Below are 21,158 nucleotides of genomic sequence, written 5' to 3'. Positions count from 1 at the left end.
GCCCCCCCTCACACCCCGCCGCCCCGGGGCGGGGCGGGGCGCGCGGCGGGGCGCTGTTTCGCGCTTATTTCCCCGGGCGGGGGGGGGGGCGCGGCGCCGGCGCCCCCCCCCCCCCCCGCCCCCCCCCCCCCCCGAAACCGCTGGTCAGGGGCTTTGGCGCGCCCCTGCCGGGGTCACATCCCCAGCGAGCGCTTCACGAAGTCGACCTGGAGCAGCAGCAGGTTCTCCGCGACCTCCTCCTGCGGCGTCATGTGGGTGACGCCCGACAGCGGCAGCACGGTGTGCGGGCGGCCGGCGGCGAGCAGGGCGGAGGACAGGCGCAGAGTGTGGGCGGCCACCACGTTGTCGTCCGCGAGCCCGTGGATGATCATCAGCGGGCGCTCCAGACCGGCCGCGTACCCGGTGAGCGAGTTCGCCGCGTACACCTCGGGCCGCTCGGCCGGGTGGCCCAGGTAGCGCTCGGTGTAGTGGGTGTCGTACAGCTCCCAGTCGGCCACCGGCGCGCCGGCGACGGCCGCGTGGAAGACGTCCGGGCGGCGCAGCACGGCGAGCGCGGACAGGTAGCCGCCGTAGGACCAGCCGCGGATGGCGACCTTGCCGAGGTCGAGCGGGAACTCCCCGGCCAGCGCCTGGAGCGCGTCCACCTGGTCGTCCAGGGTGCTCCCGGCGAAGTCGAAGGCGATCGACTTCTCCCAGTCCGGACCGCGCCCGGGGGTGCCGCGCCCGTCGGCGACGATCACGGCGAAGCCCTGGTCGGCGAACCACTGCGAGGTGAGGTGCGGGTTGTGCGCCTGGACGACGCGCTGGCCGTGCGGGCCGCCGTACGGGTCCATGAGGACGGGCAGCAGGCCGTCGCGCTCGCGGTCGTAGCCGGTGGGCAGGAAGACGGCGGCGGGGATGCGGCGCTCGCCGGCGAAGCGGAAGACCGGGCGGGCGGTGATGACCGGGGTCTCGGCGTACGAGGCGATGGTGGCGATGTCGTCGACGACCACGCCCTCGGGCAGGTCCCGGGAGACCTGGACGAGGCTGCCGGGCAGGTCGGGCTCGGCGGTGGCCCGGACGGTGATGCCGGCCGCGTGCACGGCGGTGGTGACGGAGGTGAACGGGCGGCCGTTGGAGGCCTCCCAGGCGAGCCGCTTGCCGTCGTGGCCGATCCGGCCGACGGCGACCCAGCCGGGCTCGGGGTCGGTCTCGGCGGCGCCGCCGGAGGCGGTGAAGAACACCTCGTCGGCGGTGACCGCGACGACGGAGCGCAGGTGCAGGTCGTCCCCGGTGACGGCCTGGTCGCCGATCACCAGCGCCCGGCCCCCGCCCTCGTCGGAGATCCGCACGAGCTTGCCGTCCGGCGTCCAGGCCGGGACGCCCTGGAACAGCTCCAGCCAGGTGTCGTCGTGCTCCTCGAACAGCACCTCGGTGGCGCCGGTGGCGACGTCGAGGCCGAGGATCCGCTGGCTGCGCTGGTCGCGGGCCTGGACGAGCAGCAGCGGCACGCCGCCCCCGGACCAGTGCACCCGGGCGAGGTAGGGGAAGGCCGCGCGGTCCCAGTCGACCTCGGTGCGGCCGCCGTCCAGGTCGAACACCCAGAGCCCGACCTCGGCGTCGGCGGTGCCGGCGGCGGGGTAGGCGACCTCGGCGGGCTCGCGCTCCGGGTTGGCCGGGTCGGCGATCCACCAGCGGCGCACCGGGGTGTCGTCGGCGCGCTCGACCAGCAGCCGGTCGCCCTGCGGGGACCACCAGTGGCCGCGGTCGCGGCTCATCTCCTCCTGGGCGATGAACTCGGCCTGGCCCCACGTGACGTTCGGCCCGTCGGGCTCGGCGAGGGCGCGGTCGCCGCTGCCGTCGGTGCGGGTGAGCCGCAGTTCGCCGGCGGTGTTGGCGTACGCGACGTACCTGCCGTCCGGGGAGGGGCGCGGGTCCAGCAGCGGGCCCTCGGCGGGGAGTTCGGCGGTGGCGCCGGTCACGAGGTCGGCGGTGAACAGGCGGCCGGACAGGGCGAAGGCGGCCAGCCGGCCGGCCGCGTCGAGGGCGTAGCCGACGATGCCGGCCGAGCCCTCGCGGCTGCGCTCGCGGCGGGCCTTCTCGGCCGGGGAGAGGTCCTCCTCGCCGCCGCCGAGCAGGACGGCCGGGTCGGCGGCGATCCGCTCCTCGGCGGTGGCGGTGTCGAGGGTCCAGAGCAGGTTCGCCCGGTCGCTGCCCGAGCGGGAGCGGAGGAAGACGACCCGGGAGCCGTCCGGTGCGACGGAGAACGACCGGGGCGCGCCGACGGTGTAGCGCAGGGTCCGCGCGTACTGCCGGGGGAAGGTGTCCGCAGGGGTGTGGGAGGTCATGGCACCAGACCCTACGACCTCTCGCGCGCGCTGCCGGGAGCGTTTTGATCACTCGTTCGGAGCATCGTCGGGAAGTACGCCCCAAAGTGGTCCGCACCCCCTCCGACCGGCCCATGCGCCCCACGAGTGCTGCCGTACCCCGGCGCGCGCGGACTCACCGAACGTAATGCTCCGCTCACCCATCGGGTAAGACTGATCAGGCGGGTGATCGTCCGGCCCCGTCCCGGACCGCCGGTCGCCCGACCGCAAGTCCCGCACGGTCCGACCGCCGACCTCCCCAGGGGGCGGCGCACCCGAGAAGGGGTGTGAGCCGACATGGCTTTGTCCGTCTCCGCAGCCATGCTGATGCTGGTCATCGTGGTGGTGATGGTCCGCCGCTCCGGCCTGAAGCTCTCGCACGCGATCATCTGCGCGCTGCTCGGCTTCTACCTGGCGTCCAGCTCCATCGCCCCGTCGATCAGCCAGGTCACCAGCAACCTCGCCGGGATGATCAACGGCCTGAAGCTCTGAAACCGCGCGCGCTCCCGCGCCCGCCGGGCCGGTCGTTAGGCTTCCTCCCATGACCTCGACTACCGGACGCCGCCTGCTGCTGGTGCACGCCCACCCCGACGACGAGTCGATCGGCAACGGCGCCACCATGGCCCGGTACGCCGCCGAGGGCGCCCGCGTCACCCTGGTGACCTGCACCCTCGGCGAGGGCGGCGAGGTGATCCCGCCCGGGCTGGCGCACCTGACGGCCGATCGGGACGACACCCTCGGCGCGCACCGGATCGGCGAGCTGACCGACGCCATGGCCGCCCTCGGCGTCACCGACTTCCGCTTCCTCGGCGGCCCGGGGCGCTACCGCGACTCCGGGATGATGGGCGTGCCCGAGAACGACGCGCCCGGCTGCTTCTGGCGGGCCGACGTGGACGAGGCGGCCGGCCACCTCGTCGCCGTGATCCGCGAGGTGCGGCCGCAGGTCCTGGTCACGTACGACGAGAACGGCGGCTACGGGCACCCGGACCACATCCAGGCGCACCGGGTCGCGATGCGCGCGTACGACCTCGCGGCCGACCCGGCGTACGGGCCCGGGCTCGGCCCGGCCTGGCGGATCGCCAAGGTGTACTGGAACCGGATGCCCCGCTCGGTGATCGAGGCCGGGCTCGCCGCCACCGCCGCCGGCGCGGCCTTCCCGGGCACGGCCGCCCCGTCGGACGTCCCCGGGGTGGTGGACGACGCGGTGGTCACCACCGCGGTGGACGGCGCCGCGTACGCCGGGCGGAAGGCCGCCGCGATGGCCGCGCACGTCACCCAGATCACCGTGGACGGCGCCTCGTTCGCGCTCTCCAACCACCTCGGCCAGCCGCTGGTGGCCACCGAGTACTACCAGCTGGTGCGCGGGCAGGCGGGGCCCGGACGGCCCGAGGACGACCTGTTCGCCGGCCTGGACGCCGAGCGCACCACCGCCGAAGAGACCGCTGCGGCGACCGCCGAGGAGGGCGCCCGATGAACAAGTCCGCCGACCGCACGCCGGCCGGGTCCGCCGGCCCCGCCGACCGGAAGCCGCCGCAGGCGCCGAAGCGCTCGTTCCCCGCCACCGTCCTCGGCACCCGGGACGAGCGCCTGGCCGAGGCTCAGCCCCCGCGCGGCGCCCGGTTCGTGGCGTATGTCCTGTTCTTCGCGCTCGGCTTCGCGGTTTCGGTCTGCGGATCCTTTGTGCAGGCCTTGTGGCCGCCCGTGGGGGTCCTGCTCGCGCTCGGCGCGACCGCCGCCACCTTCTACGGCGGACTGCGCGTCACCGGCACCCGGCTGGGCGCCGCCCTGCCCGCGGCCGGCTGGTTCATCGCCCTGGTCGTCGTCATCGTGCCGCGGCCGGAGGGCGACACCGTGCTGTGGCCCAATGCCACCTCGCTCGCCTGGATGTTCGCCGGCTCGATCCTGGGCGTGATCTGCGCCACCCTGCCCACCCGCGCGAGCTGGTTCCCCGGGGTCCCCAACCCGCCCCGCTGAGCCCGGGAGTGCGGCGCGTACGGTACCGCGCACGACGCGCAGTCAGGACCACACGGCCGTACTCTCATACCGGAGGAACCGGACGTATCAGGATCTGTCCGAACCCGTTCACCGCTCAGTTCTTCCCAGTATGGTGGTGCCGCAGAACGCCGTACCCGACCGCCGCCCGCCCCAGGCCCGGCGACCACGAACCGCGGTCGCGCCGCACGGCCCGCCCGCGAACCCGGAGCAGAGCAGCATTGAGCAGCCGCGAATCTGACAACGCCCACCCGACGCCCCGGCGCACGGGCCCGGACGCCTACCCGTCGGGCACCCCGCCCTACGGCACACCGGGCCTGCCCGGCGGCGACCGGGCCGGCAACGGTGCCGCCCAGGGCGCGGCGTCGGGCGGCGAGGACGAGGTCCCGAAGACCGAGACCACCCTGACCACCCGGGTCCGGATCAACATCCCCGGCTCGCGCCCGATCCCGCCGGTCGTCGTCCGCAGCGCCGTCAAGAACGAGGAGGGCCCCGGCGACGAGGCCCCGGCGTCCGCCCCCGAGGCGGGCGGCGCGCGCCACCGCTCCGCGCCCTCCTCCCCCGTCCTCGGCGTGATGGAGGGCGGCGGCCGCACGGCGACGCCGCCGAACCTGCCGCCGGAGTGGCAGATCCCGCCGATCCCGCCGGCGACCTCCGAGTCCGAGTCGACCGGCGCGTGGTTCCGGCCGCGGCAGAAGAAGGCCGCGTCGGCGCCCGGCGAGGCAGCGCCCGCCCCGGTCCCGGCCGGTGCGCCGGGCGCCGGAGCCGAGCCCCAGGCCCAGCCGCAGGCCAAGGCCCAGGCCCGGCCCAAGCCCCAGCCCCAGCCCCAGCCGAACGGCGCGCGCCCCGACGGCGCCCCGCAGAACGGCGCCCAGCGCTCCGGCCAGGGCGCCGCCCGGCAGGGCGGCCGTCCGGTCCCCGCCCAGGCGCAGGCCAACGGCGCCGCGCCCGCCCCGGCTCCCGCGCCGTTCGGCGGCCCGGAGGGCCGGGCCGACGAGCCCGGCGTGTACGAGGCCGCGGCGGCCCCGTTCGCCGCCGACCCGTTCGCCCCCGTTCCTCCCGCCGCGGCGACCCCCGCCGGTCCGCGCGGCCCGCAGAACGGCCGTCCGCAGAAGCGCGGTCCGCAGGGTGCCGGCGCCCCGGACGGCCGCCCGCAGAACCGCGGCCCGCAGAGCGCCCGGCCCTTCCCGGCCGGCGGCGCGGCCGACCCCGAGGACACCTCCGTCGACGGCTTCGCGCCGATCCGCGAGGACGTTCCGGCGCCGGCCGCCATACCCGGCCTGCCCCAGGACGGCGCCCAGCGCGCCGGCCGGGGTGCCGGCGAGGGCCGCCAGCAGCCGGGCCTGTTCGCCTCCGCGCCCACCGGCGCCGACCCGTTCGCCGCGCAGCGCCCCGGTGCGCCCGCCGGCCAGGACGCGTTCGCCGCCCCCGGCGGCCTGTTCCCCGGAGCCCCCGCCGCGCCGGGCGCGCCGGGCGGCAAGGCCTCCCCCGCCGACCCGTTCGGCACCGGCCCGTTCGGCACCGATCCGTTCGGCGCCGCCCCGGCCGGCGCGCGGCAGCCCGGCCGCGACCCGGAGGCCACCGCGGTCACCCCGCTGCCGGCCCCCCCGCCCGGCCCCCGCCCGGAGGCCGGCGGCCCGGCCCCCGCCGCCGCGGAGCCCGCGAAGGCCGCGCCCGCCAAGGCGCAGGGCAAGGCCAAGAAGAAGGGCGGCGCCGGCAAGAAGATCGTCAAGCTCGGCGTCTACGGCATCGGCGGCGTCCTGTTCCTCGGCGCCGCCGCGTACGGCACCGGCCTGATGCTGAACCAGTCGGACATCCCCAAGGGCACCGTGGTGCTCGGCACCGACATCGGCGGCAACAACCGCGACCAGGCCATCCACCAGCTCGACGAGACGGTGGGCAAAGCCGGCCAGCAGCCGCTCAAGCTGAAGATCGGCGACCAGAGCGTCGACCTGGACCCGACCGTCGCCGGACTCGGCTTCGACACCACGGCCACCGTCGACGGCCTCACCCAGCACAGCTACAGCCCGGTCGACGTCATCAAGTCGCTTCAGGGCGGCACGAAGAACGTCGCGCCGGAGGTCAAGGTCGACCGGGCCAAGCTCAAGGCCGCGCTCGACGGCCTGGCCGCCGGGGCGGGCCAGGGCCTGCAGGAGGGCTACGTCAAGTTCGGCGACACCGGCGACCCGGTCGTCGTGCCCGGCAAGGCCGGTCAGGCGCTGGACTCCGCGAGCGCCGTCGCCGTGGTCGAGCAGGCCTACCGCGACCGCGCCGCCGGCAAGCCCGACCAGCCGATCGCGCTGAACGTCACGGCCGCCCAGCCGAAGGTCTCCGCCCAGGCCCTGCAGGCCGCCGCGGACGGCCTCGGCAAGTCCGCGGTCAGCGGCCCGATCCACATCACGGCCGGCGCCAAGACGTTTAACTTCGGCAAGCTGACCGCCGCCAAGGCGCTGACCCTCGTGCCGGACGCCTCGGGCAAGCTGACGCCCAAGTGGGACCTGGACGCGCTCAACGCCCAGCTCGGCAACGTCTTCGACAAGGTCAAGATCAAGAAGAACGGCCAGTCCGCGGCGATCACCGCGCAGGACGTCGCCGACGCGCTCACCCCGCTGCTCGACAAGAGCGGCGACAAGGACCGCACCTTCAAGTTCACCGTCGCCTGAGCGACCGCGCCCGACCGCCGAGGGGCGGGTCCGCCGCCTTCCCCGTGAAGGAGCGGGCCCGCCCCTCGGCCCGCCCCCTCGGCCCTCCCCCTCGACAACTCCCGTCCCGCTCGCCAAGATGTGACGCCACACCATCCGCCACACCTGCCTCGGGAGCACGCCAATGGGCCGCCTCCACCACCGGACGGCCCTGCTCGCCGGCCTCACCGCGCTCACGCTCTCGCTGACGCTCTGTTCGTGTGCGTCCCAGCCGGACGGCTCACCCGGCGACGCGATGGCGTCCGTCCCGAAGTCTCCCAAGTCCACCGCGACGGACATCAATCCGCGCGACCGCGCCCAGCTGCGCCAGGGCGGCACGCTGAACCTCGCGATCACCCAGTTCTCCCACCAGTGGTCGCCGATCCACGCCGACGGCACCGAGTCCTCGACCGGCAGCGTCACCAAGGCGCTGCTGCCCACCTTCTTCCGCTCCGACGCGGCCGGCACCCAGACCCCCAACCCGGCCTACCTCCAGGACGCCCACGCCGAGCTCAGGGACGGCCACCAGGTGGTCGTCTGGACGCTCAACCCGAAAGCCCACTGGTCCGACGGCACCCCGATCACCTGGCGCGACATCGAGGCCGACTGGCGCGCGATGAACGGCAAGGACCCGGCGTACAAGTCCTCCAGCAGCACCGGCTTCGAGCTGGTCTCCTCGGTGGTGCCCGGCAAGGACGACTTCCAGGCCGTGATGACCTTCGACCGGCCCTTCTCCGAGTGGCAGTCGATGTTCAACGGCGCCGCCAACGCCCCGCTGCTGCCGGCGAGCAGGGTGAGCGGCCCCGACCTGTTCAACACCGCCTACCTGGACGCCATCCCGGTCACCGCGGGCCCGTTCAAGGTCGAGAAGCTGGACCCGGCGGCCCAGACCGTCACCCTGGTCGCCGACCCGGCCTGGTGGGGCGACAAGCCGCTGCTGGACCGCATCGTCTTCCACGCCATGACGCCCGCGACGATGGCCGCCGCCTTCGGCCGCGGCGACATCGACCTCTTCAACAACGGCCCGGACGTGGCCGGGTACGAGGCCATCAAGCGCACCAAGGGCGCCGTCGTCCGGCGGGCCGGCGGGCCGGACTTCCGCCAGCTCACCCTCAACGGCCGTAGCCCGCTGCTCACCGACGCGACCGTGCGCCAGGCCGTGTTCCAGGCGATCGACCGGGACGCGATCGCCCGCGAGGACCTCAAGGGCCTGGACTGGCCGCCGGCCACGCTCAACAACCACCTGCTGGTCGCCAACCAGAACGCCTACCGCGACAACTCGCTCGGCCTCAGCCGCTACGACCCCGCCGAGGCCCGCCGCAAGCTCGACGCGGCCGGCTGGAAGCTCGACGGCGACGTCCGCCACAAGGACGGCCGCGAGCTGAACCTGCGGTTGGTCGTCCCGGCCGGCGTCGCCACCGCCCAGAGCGAGGCCGCGAGCCTCACCGGGATGCTCAAGGGCGTCGGTGTGAAGGTCACCACCGTCCAGGCCGGCCCGAACGAGTTCTTCGACAAGTACGTCAACCGCCAGGACTTCGACCTCGCCGTGTACGCGCTGCTCGGCACGCCCTTCCCCGCCAGTGGCAGCCGCGCCAGCTTCGTCCAGAACAGCGGCAACAACCACGCCGGCACCGGCAGCGCCGCCGTCGACGCCGCCCTCGACCGGGCCGCCGCCGCGCCCGACACCGCCACCGCCTCCGAGGCCATCAACCAGGCCGACGCCGAGCTGTGGAAGGTGGCCGGGATGCTCCCGCTCTACCAGCGGCCGCAGCTGTACGGCGCCCGCGCCAACCTCGCCAACATCGGCGCGCAGGGCCTGTCCGACATCGTCTGGGAGAACGTCGGCTTCGAGAAGTGACCGCCCCGGGGGCCGACGGCGCCCGGAACCACGCGGCCGGGCCGCGGAGTCGACGGACTCCGCGACCCGGCCGGGGGACGGGCTCAGGCGCTCCCGATCACGTCCCGCACCTCGGCGAAGTGGCAGGCCGACTCGTGCGCGGCCGGGCCCTCCAGCAGCGCGGGCACCGCGAGCAGCGGCACCTCCTCGGAGCACCGCTGCTGCGCCTTCCAGCAGCGGGTGCGGAAGCGGCAGCCGGACGGCGGGTTCGCCGGCGACGGCAGGTCGCCGCTGAGCAGGATGCGCTCGCGCTGCTCGCGGCCGGTCGGGTCGGGCACCGGCACGGCCGACAGCAGGGCCTGGGTGTACGGGTGGGTCGGATGGGCGTAGATCTCGTCCTCCGAGCCGATCTCGACCATCTTGCCGAGGTACATCACGCCGACGCGGTCGGAGATGTGCCGGACGATCGAGAGGTCGTGCGCGATGAACATGTACGACAGGCCGAATTCGGTCTGCAGCTGCTCCAGCAGGTTGATCACCTGCGCCTGGACGGACACGTCGAGCGCCGACACCGGCTCGTCGCAGATGATGATCTCCGGCTTGAGCGCCAACCCCCGGGCGATGCCGATGCGTTGACGCTGACCGCCGGAGAACTGGTGCGGATACCGGTTGATGTACTCCGGGTTGAGCCCGACGACGTCCAGCAGGTCCTGAACGGCCTTGCGGCGGTCGCCCTTCGGCGCCACCTCGGGGTGGATCTCGAACGGCTCGCCGATGATGTCCCCGACCGTCATGCGCGGGTTCAGCGAGGTGTACGGGTCCTGGAACACCATCTGGATGTTCCGCCGCACGGCCTTCAGCGCCGACCCCGACAGCCGGGTGATGTCCTGGCCCTTGTAGCGCACCTGGCCCGCGGTCGCCCGCTCCAGGCTCATCAGCACCTTGGCCAGCGTGGACTTCCCGCAGCCGGACTCGCCGACGATGCCCAGCGTCTCCCCGGTGACCAGGTCGAAGGAGATGCCGTCCACCGCCTTCACCGCGCCGACCTGCCGCTTGAAGAGGATCCCCTGCGTCAGCGGGTAGTGCTTGACCAGGTCCCGGACCTCCAGGATCGGCTCAGCCACGGAGGGTCTCCTTCCAGAAGTGGCAGGCGCTGTGCCGGCCCGGCAGGTCCCTGCCCTCCGCGTCCAGCACCGGGACGAGCGGCGGAAGTTCGGACCGGCAGCGGTCCTGCGCCCGGTCGCAGCGCGGGTTGAACGCGCAGCCGGCCGGAATGTGCAGGAGGTTCGGCGGCAGGCCCTGGATGGCGTACAGGTTCTGCCCCTTCTGGTCCAGCCGCGGAATCGAGTTGAGCAGGCCCCGGGTGTACGGGTGGGCCGGGCGCGCGTACAACTCGTGCACGGGCGCCGTCTCGACGATCCGTCCCGCGTACATCACCGCGATCTTGTCCGCGACGTCGGCCACCACGCCGAGGTCGTGGGTGATCAGGATCAGCCCCATGTGGAACTCGGACTGCAGCTCGGCCAGCAGGTCCATCACCTGGGCCTGGACGGTCACGTCCAGGGCAGTGGTGGGCTCGTCCGCGATGATCAGGTCGGGCTCCATCGAGAGCGCCATCGCGATCATGATGCGCTGGCGCATGCCGCCGGAGAACTGGTGCGGGAAGTCGTCCACCCGCTGCGCCGCCGCCGGGATGCGCACCCGCTCCATCAGCTCGACCGAGCGGTCCTTCGCCTCCTTGCGCGAGGCGCCCTGGTGCACCCGGAACATCTCGCCGAGCTGGTAGCCCACGCTGAGCACCGGATTGAGCGAGGACAGCGCGTCCTGGAAGATCATCGCGATCTTCCGGCCGCGCACCGCGCGCCGGGCCTTGGGGCTCATCGTCAGCAGGTCCTGGCCCCGGAACAGCACCTTGCCGGCCGTGATCCGCCCCGGCGGCATGTCCAGGATGCCCATGATCGCCTGCGCCGTCACCGACTTGCCCGAACCGGACTCGCCGAGCACCGCCAGCGTCTCCCCGGCCGACACCGAGTAGCTGACGCCGTTGACGGCCTTGGCGATGCCGTCCCGGGTGACGAACTCGACGTGCAGGTCGTCGACTTCGAGCAGCGGCGTGCCGGGCACCAGGTTCTCCCGGCGCGGGCCGGTCACCTCGATCGCGCTCAGGCGCGCCCCGCCGTCCCTCGTGCCGGACGGCTTCGTCGTGTCAGTCATGGTCCGCGGCCCTCCTCAGCGCAGCTTGGGGTCGAGGGCGTCGCGCACCGCGTCGCCGAGCATGATGAACGCCAGCACGGTGATGCTCAGCACGGCGGCCGGGAAGAGCAGTACGTGCGGGGCGTTCAGGAAGCGGGACTGGGCGTCGCTGATCATCAGGCCCCAGGAGATCGCCGGGGACTGGATGCCGATGCCCAGGTAGGACAGCGCGGCCTCGGCGCCGATGAACACGCCGAGGTTGATGGTCGAGACGACGATCACCGGCGCCACCGCGTTCGGCAGGATGTGCCGGGTGACGATCCGCCCGGTGCCGGCCCCGAGCGCGCGCGCGGCGACCACGTAGTCGTTGTGCTTGTTGGAGATCACCGCCGAGCGCATCAGCCGGTAGATCTGCGGCCAGCCGAGCACCGCCATCACCGCCGAGACCGTCCAGGCGTTGCCCTTCTGCCAGGTCGACATGATGAGCATGCCGCCGAGCAGCAGCGGGATCGCGAAGAAGATCTCGGTGATGCGCGACAGGAGGCTGTCCCAGAACCCGGCCATCCAGCCGGCCAGCAGCCCGAGCGTGCCGCCGACCAGGACCACCAGCGACGTGGTCAGGATGCCGACGATGATCGAGTTGCGGGCGCCCCAGATCGTCCGGGTGTAGACGTCGCAGCCCTGGACGTCGAAGCCGAACCAGTGGTCCGCGGAGGGGCGTTGCAGCGAGGACGAGAGTTCGCAGAAGCCGGCCGAGTTCGGGTCCTTGTCGGTGAAAAGCTGCGGGGCGACGGCCATCACCACCATGAGCAGCACCAGCAGCCCGCCGATGATGAAGAGCGGGTTGCGCCGCAGGTCGTACCAGGCGTCCGTCCAGAGGCTGCCCACCCGCTCCTTGTCGCCCTTGGCGGCCGCCGCCGCGGTCACCGGGGCCGTCGTGTCCAGCGCGTTCGTCGGCTCACTCATAGCGGATCCTCGGGTCAAGAACGGCGTAGAGCAGGTCGACCACCAGGTTGGTGAGGAGGTACACCATGACGAGGGCGCTCACGACGCCCACCACGATGGTGCGTTCGCGCAGGTACACCGACTGGAACAGCTGGTGCCCGATCCCGGGGATGTTGAAGATGCCCTCGGTGATCACCGCGCCGCCCATCAGCGACCCCAGGTCCATGCCGAGGTAGGTGACGATCGGGATCAGCGCGTTGCGCAGCCCGTGCCGCACCACGACGCGCAGCGGGCTCAGGCCCTTGGCCACCGCCGTGCGCACGTAGTCGGCCCGCATCACCTCGGTCAGGCTGGTCCGGGTGAGCCGGGCGATGTAGGCGAGCGAGGTGGACGCGAGCACGAAGGCCGGCAGGAGGTACGCGCGGAAGCCGTCGTCCTCGTTGAACGAGACCGGGAAGAAGTCGATGCCGTAGTCGTTGTGGAGCTTCACCCCGAGGAGCAGCTGGAGCACGAAGCCGATCACGAAGGTCGGGATCGAGATGACCATCAGGGTCGAGATCAGCACCAGGTTGTCGATGAACCGGCCGCGCCGCAGGGCGGCGACCACACCGGCGGTCACGCCCACCGCCATCTCGATGACCAGCGCGGTCCCGGCCAGGTTGATGGTGTACGGGAAGGCCCGCGTCATCACGTCGACGACGGCGTGGCCGCGGTAGTCCTCGCCGAAGTCGCCCTGGAACAGGCCGACCAGGTAGTGCCAGTACTGGAGGAAGAACGGATCGTCCAGGTGGTACCGGTCGTGCAGCATCGCGACGACCGTCGGGTCCGCGCGTTTCTCACCGGCCAGCGCTTGGATGGGGTCACCGGGCAGCAGGAAGACCAGTGCGTAGATCAGGAACGTCGCGCCGAGGATCACAGGTACGGCCTGGATGACCCGACGGACCACATAGCGGCCCATGTGGCGGCCTCCTCGTGGTTGGGGCGCGTCACCGGCGGGCGGCACGGGGGTTTCCCGCGCCGCCCTGCGGGACGCACCGGTCAGCGGGAGTCGGGTCAGGCGAGTTCGACGGAGGTCAGGTCGATCCGGTTCTGGGCGTCGATGATCACGTTCTTGACGGTCTTGGTGTACGCCCCGGAGCTCATGTAGGTGTACACCGGGATGTACGGCAGCTCCTTGAGCAGGATGTCGTCGGCCTGCTGGTACAGCTTCAGGCCCTCGTCCTCGGTCTTCGCCTGGTCGGCCTTGGCGAGCAGCGCCTCGAAGTCCTCGTTGACGTAGCCGCCGTAGTTGGAGCCGTTGTCGATGGCGATCTTCGAGAAGATCGGGCGCAGGTAGTCCTCGATCGACGGGTAGTCCATCGACCAGGCCATCCGGAAGGCGCCGGAGTACTGCTTGGCCCCCAGCGCGTCGAGGATCTTGCCGAACTTCTCGAACGGCTTGAAGGTGACGTCGATCCCGAGGTTGTTCTTCAGCTGGTTGCCGACGGCCTCGATCCACTCCTTGTGGCCGCCGTCCGCGTTGTAGCCGATCTCCAGCTTGTTTTCGGGCAGGCCGCCGGACTGGGTGTAGAGCGCCTTCGCCTTCGCCGGGTCGTACTTGCAGGCGTCGCCGCACGCGCCCTGGCGGTAGCCCGGGATGATCGGGTTGACGAAGTCGTCGGCCGGCTTGCGGGTGCCGGAGAAGATCGTCTTGGTGATGGCCTCGCGGTCGATCGCCATCGAGATCGCCTTGCGCAGGTCGGGGCTCGCGAACGCCTTGTTGGTCGCGATCGGGAACCCGATGTAGCCGACGCCGGATTCCGGCTGGTAGATGTAGCGGTCACCGAACTCCTGGGCCACCGTCGCCATCGCCGAGATCGGCAGCTTGTTGGTGATCTGGATGTTGTCCGCGCGGAGGTCGTTGTACGCGGTTTCCAGCTTGTCGTAAATCTTGAAGGTGACCGAATCGAGCTTGGCCTTTTTGCCCGGGTAGTTGTCGTAGCGCTTGACCTTGATCTGCTGGTTGTGCTGCCACGGGCCGTCCATCTGGAACGGGCCGTTGCCGATCGGGTTGTCGCCGAAGGCCTTCGGGTCGTTGAAGAACGCCTTCGGGAGCGGATAGAAGGCGTTGTACCCGAGCATGGTCTTGAACTGCGAGAACGGCGCCTTGAGGGTGACGGTGAAGGTCTTGTCGTCCACGACCTTGAGGCCCTTGAGCGCCGTGGCCGTGGGCTTCTTGTCCTTGCCGGGCGCGAGCTCGTCGGAGCCGAGGACCTTGTCGAAGAACGGCAGGGCCTGCGCGGCGTTGTCCTGGTCGGCGCCCCAGTTCCAGGCGTCGACGAAGGACTGCGCGGTCACCTTCTCGCCGTTGTGGAAGGTGTAGCCGTCCTTGAGCTTGATCGTCCAGACGGTGGAGTCCGGGGAGTCGATCGACTCGGCCATGGCGAGCTTGGGCGTGCTGGTCTTGGGGTCGTAGTCGACCAGCCCGGTGAAGAGCGCGTACTCGACCTGGGTGCCCTCGGACTCCGCGGTGTTCTGCGGGACCAGGCCGTTCTGCGGCTCACCCAGCTGGACGCTGATCGACCCGCCGGTCTTGCCGGCCGGGGGCTTCTTGTCGCTGCCCGTGGTGCACGCGGAGATCGCGAGCGCCGTGCAGGCCGCCAGGGCGGTCAGGCGCATCGTCTTGGTGAGCCTCATTCAACTGCTCCTCGTTTTGGGGGCTTGCGAACGAACGGCGGCCCCGCCACTCGGTGTGCCGGGCGTGACGGAGGCCGACATCTCAGGGCCGATCCGCACAGTTGGCGAGGTGACCACTGATACGCGCAAAGCAACTATCGATCAACCGACCGGCTTTCGGAATCCGCGTCACATCTCTTTTCAATTACGCGCCGGACCCGGCCCGGACAATGCTCGCCAAATTCCCGCATATCGCATACGGGATCACCCGTTCCGATCTCCGGAAGGCGGACGATGATCTCCGGTATTCGCGCGTTTACGAGGAGTAATCGATCTTTTTCCGGCGTTTGCGCAGCACAGCGCAGGGCGCGCCCTCGAATCGAGGACGCGCCCTTGGTGTGCGCCGCCTGCCGCGACGTCGACCGAATTGTTACCCGGCCGCGGCGGCCCCCCTCCCGTTGTCCCGCTCGGCGGCGAAGTGACACGCCGACTCGTGCCGGGCCGCCCCGTCCAGCCACGACGGCGCCGCGAGCAGCGGGACCTCCACCGCGCACCGCTCCTGCGCCTTCCAGCAGCGCGTGCGGAAGCGGCATCCCGACGGCGGGTTCGCCGGCGAGGGGACGTCCCCGGTCAGCACGATCCGGTCCCGCGACTCCCGCGCGGTCGGGTCGGGCACCGGCACGGCCGACAGCAGCGCCTGGGTGTACGGGTGGGTGGCGTGGTCGTAGATCTCCGCGTCGGAGCCGATCTCGACCATCTTGCCGAGGTACATCACGCCGACGCGGTCGGAGATGTGCCGGACGATCGAGAGGTCGTGCGCGATGAACATGTACGAGAGGTTGAACTCGCCCTGGAGCTTCTCCAGCAGGTTGATCACCTGCGCCTGGACGGACACGTCGAGGGCGGAGACCGGCTCGTCGCAGATGATGATCTCCGGCTTGAGCGCCAACCCCCGGGCGATGCCGATGCGTTGACGCTGACCGCCGGAGAACTGGTGCGGATACCGGTTGATGTACTCCGGGTTGAGCCCGACGACGTCCAGCAGATCCTGAACGGCCTTGCGGCGGTCGCCCTTCGGCGCCACCTCCGGGTGGATCTCGAACGGCTCGCCGATGATGTCCCCGACCGTCATGCGCGGGTTCAGCGACGTGTACGGGTCCTGGAACACCATCTGGATGTTCCGCCGCACGGCCTTCAGCGCCGACCCCGACAGCCGGGAGATCTCCTCGCCCTTGTACCGGACGGATCCCCCGGTGGCCGGCTCCAGGCTCATCAGCACCTTGGCCAGCGTGGACTTCCCGCAGCCCGACTCGCCCACGATGCCCAGCGTCTCCCCCTGCATCAGGTCGAAGGAGACCCCGTCCACCGCCTTCACCGCGCCGACCTGCTTCTTGAGCAGCACCCCCTTCGTCAGCGGGAAGTGCTTGACCAGGTCGCGGACTTCGAGGATCGGCTCGCCGCGCGCCACGTTCTGGTCGAACACGAGCTCCTCCGGCGTGGTCGCCGCCGCCGTGGTCGCCCCCAGCGCACTCGCCCCGTTACCGGCCATGGAGGGTCTCCTTCCAGAAGAAGCACGCGCTGCCCCGCCCGGCCAGCGCGGTGCCGTCCTCCTCGGTCACGGGGTACAGCTCCGGCACCTCGGCCCGGCAGACGTCCTGCGCCCGCGGGCAGCGCGGGTTGAACGCGCAGCCCTTCGGGATCCGCAGCAGGTTGGGCGGCAGCCCCTTGATGGCGTAGAGCTCCTGGCCCTTCTGGTCCAGTCGCGGGATCGAGTCCAGCAGGCCCCGGGTGTACGGGTGGGCCGGGCGCGCGTACAACTCGTGCACGGGCGCCGTCTCGACGATCCGCCCCGCGTACATCACCGCGATCTTGTCCGCGACGTCGGCCACCACGCCGAGGTCGTGGGTGATCAGGATCAGCCCCATCTGGAACTCCGCCTGGAGCTCCGCCAGCAGGTCCATCACCTGGGCCTGCACCGTCACGTCCAGCGCCGTCGTGGGCTCGTCGGCGATGATCAGGTCCGGTTCGAGGGCCAGCGCCATCGCGATCATGATGCGCTGACGCATGCCGCCGGAGAACTGGTGCGGGAAGTCGTCCACCCGCTGCGCCGCCGCCGGGATGCGCACGCGGTCCATCAGCTCGACGGCCTTGTCCTTGGCCTCCTTGCGGGACGTCCCCTGGTGCGCCCGGAACATCTCGCCGAGCTGGAAGCCCACGCTTAGCACCGGATTGAGCGAGGACAGCGCGTCCTGGAAGATCATCGCGATCTTCCGGCCGCGGATGCGCCGCCGCTCCTCCCGGCCCATCTTCAGCATGTCCTGGCCGCGGAAGCGGATCTCGCCGCGCGGGATGCGGGCCGGCGGCATGTCCAGGATGCCCATGATCGCCTGCGCCGTCACCGACTTGCCCGACCCGGACTCCCCGAGCACCGCCAGCGTCTCCCCCGCCCGGACGCTGTAGTTGACCCCGTTGACTGCCCGGGCCACGCCGTCCCGGGTGACGAACTCGACGTGCAGGTCGCGCACGTCGAGCAGCGGTCCCTCGTACGGCGCGTCCCGCCCGGGTTCGGTGGTGTCCACAGCTGTAGTCACGATGCGTTCCCCTCGCTCAGCGAAGCTTCGGGTCGAGGGCGTCGCGCACCGCGTCGCCCAGCATGATGAAGGCCAGCACGGTGACGGAGAGCGCCGCGGCCGGGAAGAACAGGACGTACGGCGCCGTCCGGATCACCTTCTGGGCGGAGGAGATGTCGATGCCCCAGGAGATGGTCGGGTCCTGCAGGCCGATGCCGAGGAAGCTCAGCGTCGCCTCGGTCGCGATGTAGCCGCCGAGCGCGATGGTCGCGACGACGATCACCGGCGCGATCGCGTTCGGCAGGATGTGCCGGAACATCAGCCGTCCGGTCCCGGCCCCGAGTGCCCGTCCGGCCACCACGTAGTCGGCCTGTTTGACGGTCAGCACGGCGCCGCGCATGACGCGGGCGATCTGGGTCCAGCCGAGGAAGCCGAGGGCGATGACCACGCTCCACACCGTGCGGGTGGCGAACGCGTTCAGCAGCACCAGCGAGCCGAGCAGCAGCGGGATCCCGAAGAAGATGTCGACGATCCGGGAGATCACCGCGTCCACGCCACCGCCGAAGTACCCGGCGACCATGCCGGCCAGGCCGCCGAGCACGGTGACCGCCGCGGTGACGCAGATGCCGACGGTGATCGAGGCGCGGGCGCCGTACACGACGCGGGCGAAGATCGACCGGCCCTGTCCGTCGTAGCCGAACCAGCCGGCCCCGAACACGTCCGACCAGTCCGGCCGGCGCAGGTAGTTGTGCACCAGGTCGGCCTTGCGCGGGTCGGCGTCGGTGAACGCCCACGGGAAGATCGCCATGACGACCAGCAGCAGGATCAGCACCGCCGAGATCAGGAAGATCGGGCGCCGCCGCAGGTCCCGCCAGGCGTCGCCCCAGAGGCTGCGGGCCTCCTCGCGCTTGACCGGGTCGGCCTCGACCAGGGTGTCCTGCTCGACGGCCATGCCCTGCTCGCCCGCGTAGTCCAGGCGCGAGACGCCGGGCTTGGGGTGCGGTTCGAAGGACTCTTCGTCATGGATGTCAGGCATAGCGGATCCTCGGGTCCAGGACCGCGTAGAGCAGGTCGACGAGCAGGCTGGCGACCAGGTAGACGATCACCAGGACGGTCACGATGCCGACCACCGTCGGCCCCTCCTTCTGGTTGATCGCCCGGTACAGGACGTTGCCGATGCCCTGCACGTTGAAGATGCCCTCGGTGACGATCGCGCCGCCCATCAGGGCGCCCAGGTCGGTGCCGAGGAACGTGACCACCGGGATCAGCGAGTTGCGCAGCAGGTGGCGGGAGATGATGGTCCGCCGGGGCAGGCCCTTGGCCACCGCGGTGCGCATGTAGTCGGCCCGCAGGTTCTCGCCGATGGAGGTGCGGGTGAGCCGGGCGACGTACGCGAGCGAGAGCGAGCCGAGCACCATCGCCGGCAGGAGCAGCTGGGACAGGTCGTAGCTGTCCTGCACCGTCGGGGTGACCCAGCCCAGGTTGGTGGCGAACACCGTCTGCGCGATGTACGCGAGCACGAAAACCGGGATGGAGATCACCAGCAGGGTGAGGATCAGCACCAGGGTGTCCTGGAGGCTGCCGCGCTTGAGGCCGGAGACGAGCCCGAGGCACAGGCCGAGGACCATCTCGAACACGAAGGCCAGCAGCGCGAGCCGGATGGTGACCGGGAAGGCGTCCGCCATGATGTCGGTGACCGGACGGCCGGTGAAGCTGGTCCCGAAGTCCCCCTGGAAGAGGTTGCCCATGTAGTGCAGGTACTGCTTCCAGACCGGCTGGTCGAGGTAGTACTTGTGCTTGATGCTGGCCACCACGGCCGGATCGGCGGCCTTCTCGCCGAACAGCGCCGCCACCGGGTCGCCCGGCAGCGTGTAGACCATCAGGAAGATCAGCAGCGTGGTGCCGAGGAACACCGGGATCATCTGCAGCACCCGACGCAGCACGTAACTGCCCATCCGAGCCTCCTTCCGAGGTGGCCGGGCCCCGCCCTCCGTGCGGTGAGGGCGGGGCCGGCGGGAGAGGGGATCAGCCCTTGACCTCGACCTGGGTCCAGGCCGGGTTGCCGAAGGAGTCGAACTTCACGTTCTGCACCTTGGTCGAGTAGCCCGAGTTGGTGCGGTAGTACCAGAGCGGGATGGCCGGCATGTCGCCGGGCAGCACCGCCTCGGCCTGCTGGTAGCCGGTGACCGTCTCGGCGACGCTGGCGGCCTCGTCGGCCTGCTTGGCGGCCTGGTCGAACTGCGGGCTGCTGTACCCCGTGTCGTTGGACGCGGCGCCGGTGCGGTACACGTCCGCGAGGAAGTTGGCGTTCAGCGGGTAGTCCTGCACCCAGCCCGTCCGGAACATGCCGTTGACCTGGTGCCCGGTGATCGCCGCGCGCGCGGTCTTGAAGTCGGGCTTCGGGTCGCCGGTGCAGTCCACCCCGGTGCTCTGCCGGATCGAGTTGCACACCGCGTCGACCCACTCCTTGTGGCCGCCGTCCGCGTTGTACAGGATGGTCAGCTTGTTGCCGGGGACGCCGCCGCCCTCGGTGATCAGCGTCTTCGCCTTGGCCGGGTCGAACTTGCAGAAGTCGCCGCAGGCGCCTTCCTTGTAGCCCTCGACGCCTTCGGCCACCCAGGCGCTGGCGGCCTTGCGGGAGCCCTGGAGCACGGTCTTGGTGATGGTGTCGCGGTCGATCGCCATCGAGATGCCCTGGCGGACCTTGGCCTTGTCGGGCGCGGACCAGTCGGCCTGGTAGAGCGTGAACCCGACGTTCTGGATGGCGCCCTGGGGGGAGTCGATCGCCCGGTCGCCGAGGTCGCTCTTGTAGGTGGCCAGCGCGGACGGCGGCACCTGGTCCATCACGTCGAGGTTGCTGGACTGGAGGTCGGCGTAGGCGGCCTCGGACGTGTTGTACATCTTGAAGACGACGCCGCCGTTCTTCGGCTTGTCCACGCCCTGGTAGTCCGGGAAGGCCTTGGTGACCACCTGCTGGTTGTGGGACCAGCTGACGAACTGGTACGGCCCGTTGCCGACGGGCTTCTGCCCGTACCCGGCCGGGTCCTTGAAGAAGCCGTCCGGCAGCGGCGAGAAGGCGATGTAGCCGAGCTTGTACTCGAAGTACGAGACCTTGTTGCTCAGCTTGACCGTGAAGTGCAGGTCGTCGGTGACGCTCAGGCCGGACATCTTGTCCGTGGTCGGCTGGCCGGTGGCCGGGTGGACGTCCTTGTAGCCCTCGATGTCGGAGAACCAGGAGCTGTTGATCTGGTTGTTGGTGGTGGCCGCGCCCCAGTTCCAGGCGTCGACGAAGTTCTTGGCGTGCACCGGGGTGCCGTCGTGGAACTTCCACCCGTCCTTCAGCGTGACGGTGTAGGTCTGCGAGTCGCTGGTGTCGATCTTGTCGGCGACCTGCATGCGGATCTTCGCGGTGCCGGGGTCGTAGTCCACGAGCCCCTTGAACAGGTTCTGGATGATGCGACCGCCGCCGGTCTCGTTCGCGTTGGCGGGCTGGAGCGGGTTCTGCGGCTCACTGCTCTGGTAGCTGAAGGTCTTGCTGGTGTCCGACGAACTGCTGCCGCCCCCGCTGCTGCTGCACCCGGTGGCCACCAGGGCCACGGACGTCGCAGCGGCGAGGACCCAACGAGCACGGGCGGCTACGGGCATGGAGGTCCCTCCTCAGGGTGTGTGTCGCATCACACCCCATGAGAAGCGCGCCCCGGCGACGGCGCGAGTCGAGTACCCCCGGATGGGTGCGGTGACCGCCCGCGGAGTTGACGCAGCGCCGGATCGACGCAGCGCCGGATCGACGCAGCGCCGGATCTACGCAGCACCGGACCTACCGAATGCCGGAAGGGGCCCGGGGGGGGGGCCCCCGGGCCCGGCCGGGGGGGGGGTTTTAACAAAAAACAGCCCCCCAGACACAAAGATATAGGGGGTTGGGGGGGGGGGGGGGGGAGTT

16 protein-coding genes are annotated in these 21,158 nt (G+C 71.2%); 5 read left to right on the top strand and 11 right to left on the bottom strand.

The window, feature by feature from the left end; translation table 11 throughout:
- Positions 1 to 173: 173 nt before the first annotated feature.
- Positions 174 to 2,327, bottom strand: a complete 2,154-nt coding sequence (locus ACFV4F_RS16770) for a prolyl oligopeptidase family serine peptidase (protein ID WP_380503111.1) — start codon at positions 2,325 to 2,327, stop codon at positions 174 to 176.
- Between the two features lie 315 nt (positions 2,328 to 2,642).
- On the opposite strand from ACFV4F_RS16770, the gene ACFV4F_RS16765 reads away from it, so the two are divergent.
- From ACFV4F_RS16765 to ACFV4F_RS16745, 5 genes are all read left to right on the top strand, one after another.
- A complete protein-coding gene (locus ACFV4F_RS16765) occupies positions 2,643 to 2,837 on the top strand; it encodes a DUF2304 family protein (RefSeq protein WP_380438163.1) in 195 nt (64 codons plus the stop codon).
- Between the two features lie 49 nt (positions 2,838 to 2,886).
- Entirely contained in the window at positions 2,887 to 3,819 is a 933-nt protein-coding gene (gene mshB, locus ACFV4F_RS16760; RefSeq protein ID WP_380503108.1) for an N-acetyl-1-D-myo-inositol-2-amino-2-deoxy-alpha-D-glucopyranoside deacetylase, read from the top strand.
- Positions 3,816 to 4,319, top strand: a complete 504-nt coding sequence (locus ACFV4F_RS16755) for a DUF6113 family protein (RefSeq protein WP_380503105.1) — start codon at positions 3,816 to 3,818, stop codon at positions 4,317 to 4,319. The genes mshB and ACFV4F_RS16755 overlap by 4 nt, the downstream gene beginning before the upstream one ends.
- A gap of 239 nt (positions 4,320 to 4,558) precedes the next feature.
- Positions 4,559 to 7,000: a hypothetical protein gene (locus ACFV4F_RS16750; RefSeq protein ID WP_380503102.1), complete on the top strand. Its 2,442-nt coding sequence runs from the start codon at positions 4,559 to 4,561 to the stop codon at positions 6,998 to 7,000.
- A 163-nt stretch (positions 7,001 to 7,163) separates the two neighbouring features.
- Positions 7,164 to 8,876 (top strand): ABC transporter family substrate-binding protein, encoded by a 1,713-nt coding sequence (locus tag ACFV4F_RS16745; protein WP_380503099.1) that lies wholly within the window; start codon positions 7,164 to 7,166, stop codon positions 8,874 to 8,876.
- A gap of 83 nt (positions 8,877 to 8,959) precedes the next feature.
- Here the strand turns inward: ACFV4F_RS16745 and ACFV4F_RS16740 are convergent, their stop codons facing one another.
- The 10 genes from ACFV4F_RS16740 to ACFV4F_RS16695 all read right to left on the bottom strand — a co-directional run bounded on the left by ACFV4F_RS16740 (position 8,960) and on the right by ACFV4F_RS16695 (position 20,863).
- Complete coding sequence (locus ACFV4F_RS16740) at positions 8,960 to 9,979, bottom strand: ABC transporter ATP-binding protein (protein ID WP_380438153.1); 1,020 nt, start codon at positions 9,977 to 9,979, stop codon at positions 8,960 to 8,962.
- Entirely contained in the window at positions 9,972 to 11,021 is a 1,050-nt protein-coding gene (locus ACFV4F_RS16735; protein WP_380438274.1) for an ABC transporter ATP-binding protein, read from the bottom strand. Before ACFV4F_RS16735 ends, ACFV4F_RS16740 begins: the two co-directional genes overlap by 8 nt.
- Before the next feature lie 63 nt (positions 11,022 to 11,084).
- Positions 11,085 to 12,014, bottom strand: a complete 930-nt coding sequence (locus ACFV4F_RS16730; protein ID WP_380438152.1) for an ABC transporter permease — start codon at positions 12,012 to 12,014, stop codon at positions 11,085 to 11,087.
- Entirely contained in the window at positions 12,007 to 12,951 is a 945-nt protein-coding gene (locus ACFV4F_RS16725; protein WP_380438150.1) for an ABC transporter permease, read from the bottom strand. The genes ACFV4F_RS16730 and ACFV4F_RS16725 overlap by 8 nt, the downstream gene beginning before the upstream one ends.
- A 95-nt stretch (positions 12,952 to 13,046) precedes the next feature.
- Positions 13,047 to 14,669 carry an ABC transporter substrate-binding protein gene (locus ACFV4F_RS16720; protein ID WP_380498029.1) on the bottom strand — a complete coding sequence of 541 codons (1,623 nt, stop codon included), beginning with the start codon at positions 14,667 to 14,669 and terminating at the stop codon, positions 13,047 to 13,049.
- Positions 14,670 to 15,078: 409 nt separating this feature from the next.
- A complete protein-coding gene (locus ACFV4F_RS16715) occupies positions 15,079 to 16,197 on the bottom strand; it encodes an ABC transporter ATP-binding protein (protein WP_380438146.1) in 1,119 nt (372 codons plus the stop codon).
- Entirely contained in the window at positions 16,187 to 17,239 is a 1,053-nt protein-coding gene (locus ACFV4F_RS16710; protein ID WP_380503097.1) for an ABC transporter ATP-binding protein, read from the bottom strand. Before ACFV4F_RS16710 ends, ACFV4F_RS16715 begins: the two co-directional genes overlap by 11 nt.
- Before the next feature lie 16 nt (positions 17,240 to 17,255).
- Positions 17,256 to 18,170, bottom strand: coding sequence for an ABC transporter permease (locus ACFV4F_RS16705; RefSeq protein ID WP_380438272.1), 915 nt, complete (start codon positions 18,168 to 18,170; stop codon positions 17,256 to 17,258).
- Between the two features lie 76 nt (positions 18,171 to 18,246).
- The gene (locus ACFV4F_RS16700) at positions 18,247 to 19,173 is read right to left on the bottom strand and encodes an ABC transporter permease (RefSeq protein WP_380438143.1); all 927 of its coding nucleotides are present in this window, start codon (positions 19,171 to 19,173) and stop codon (positions 18,247 to 18,249) included.
- Positions 19,174 to 19,243: 70 nt separating this feature from the next.
- Positions 19,244 to 20,863, bottom strand: a complete 1,620-nt coding sequence (locus ACFV4F_RS16695; protein WP_380503094.1) for an ABC transporter substrate-binding protein — start codon at positions 20,861 to 20,863, stop codon at positions 19,244 to 19,246.
- Positions 20,864 to 21,158 lie beyond the last annotated feature (295 nt).

Source organism: Kitasatospora sp. NPDC059722 (assembly GCF_042733235.1).
In the GTDB taxonomy this organism is placed as follows: domain Bacteria; phylum Actinomycetota; class Actinomycetes; order Streptomycetales; family Streptomycetaceae; genus Kitasatospora.
The sequence above is the reverse complement of the archived record's forward strand: the minus strand, read 5'-3'. Positions and strand labels throughout refer to the sequence as shown.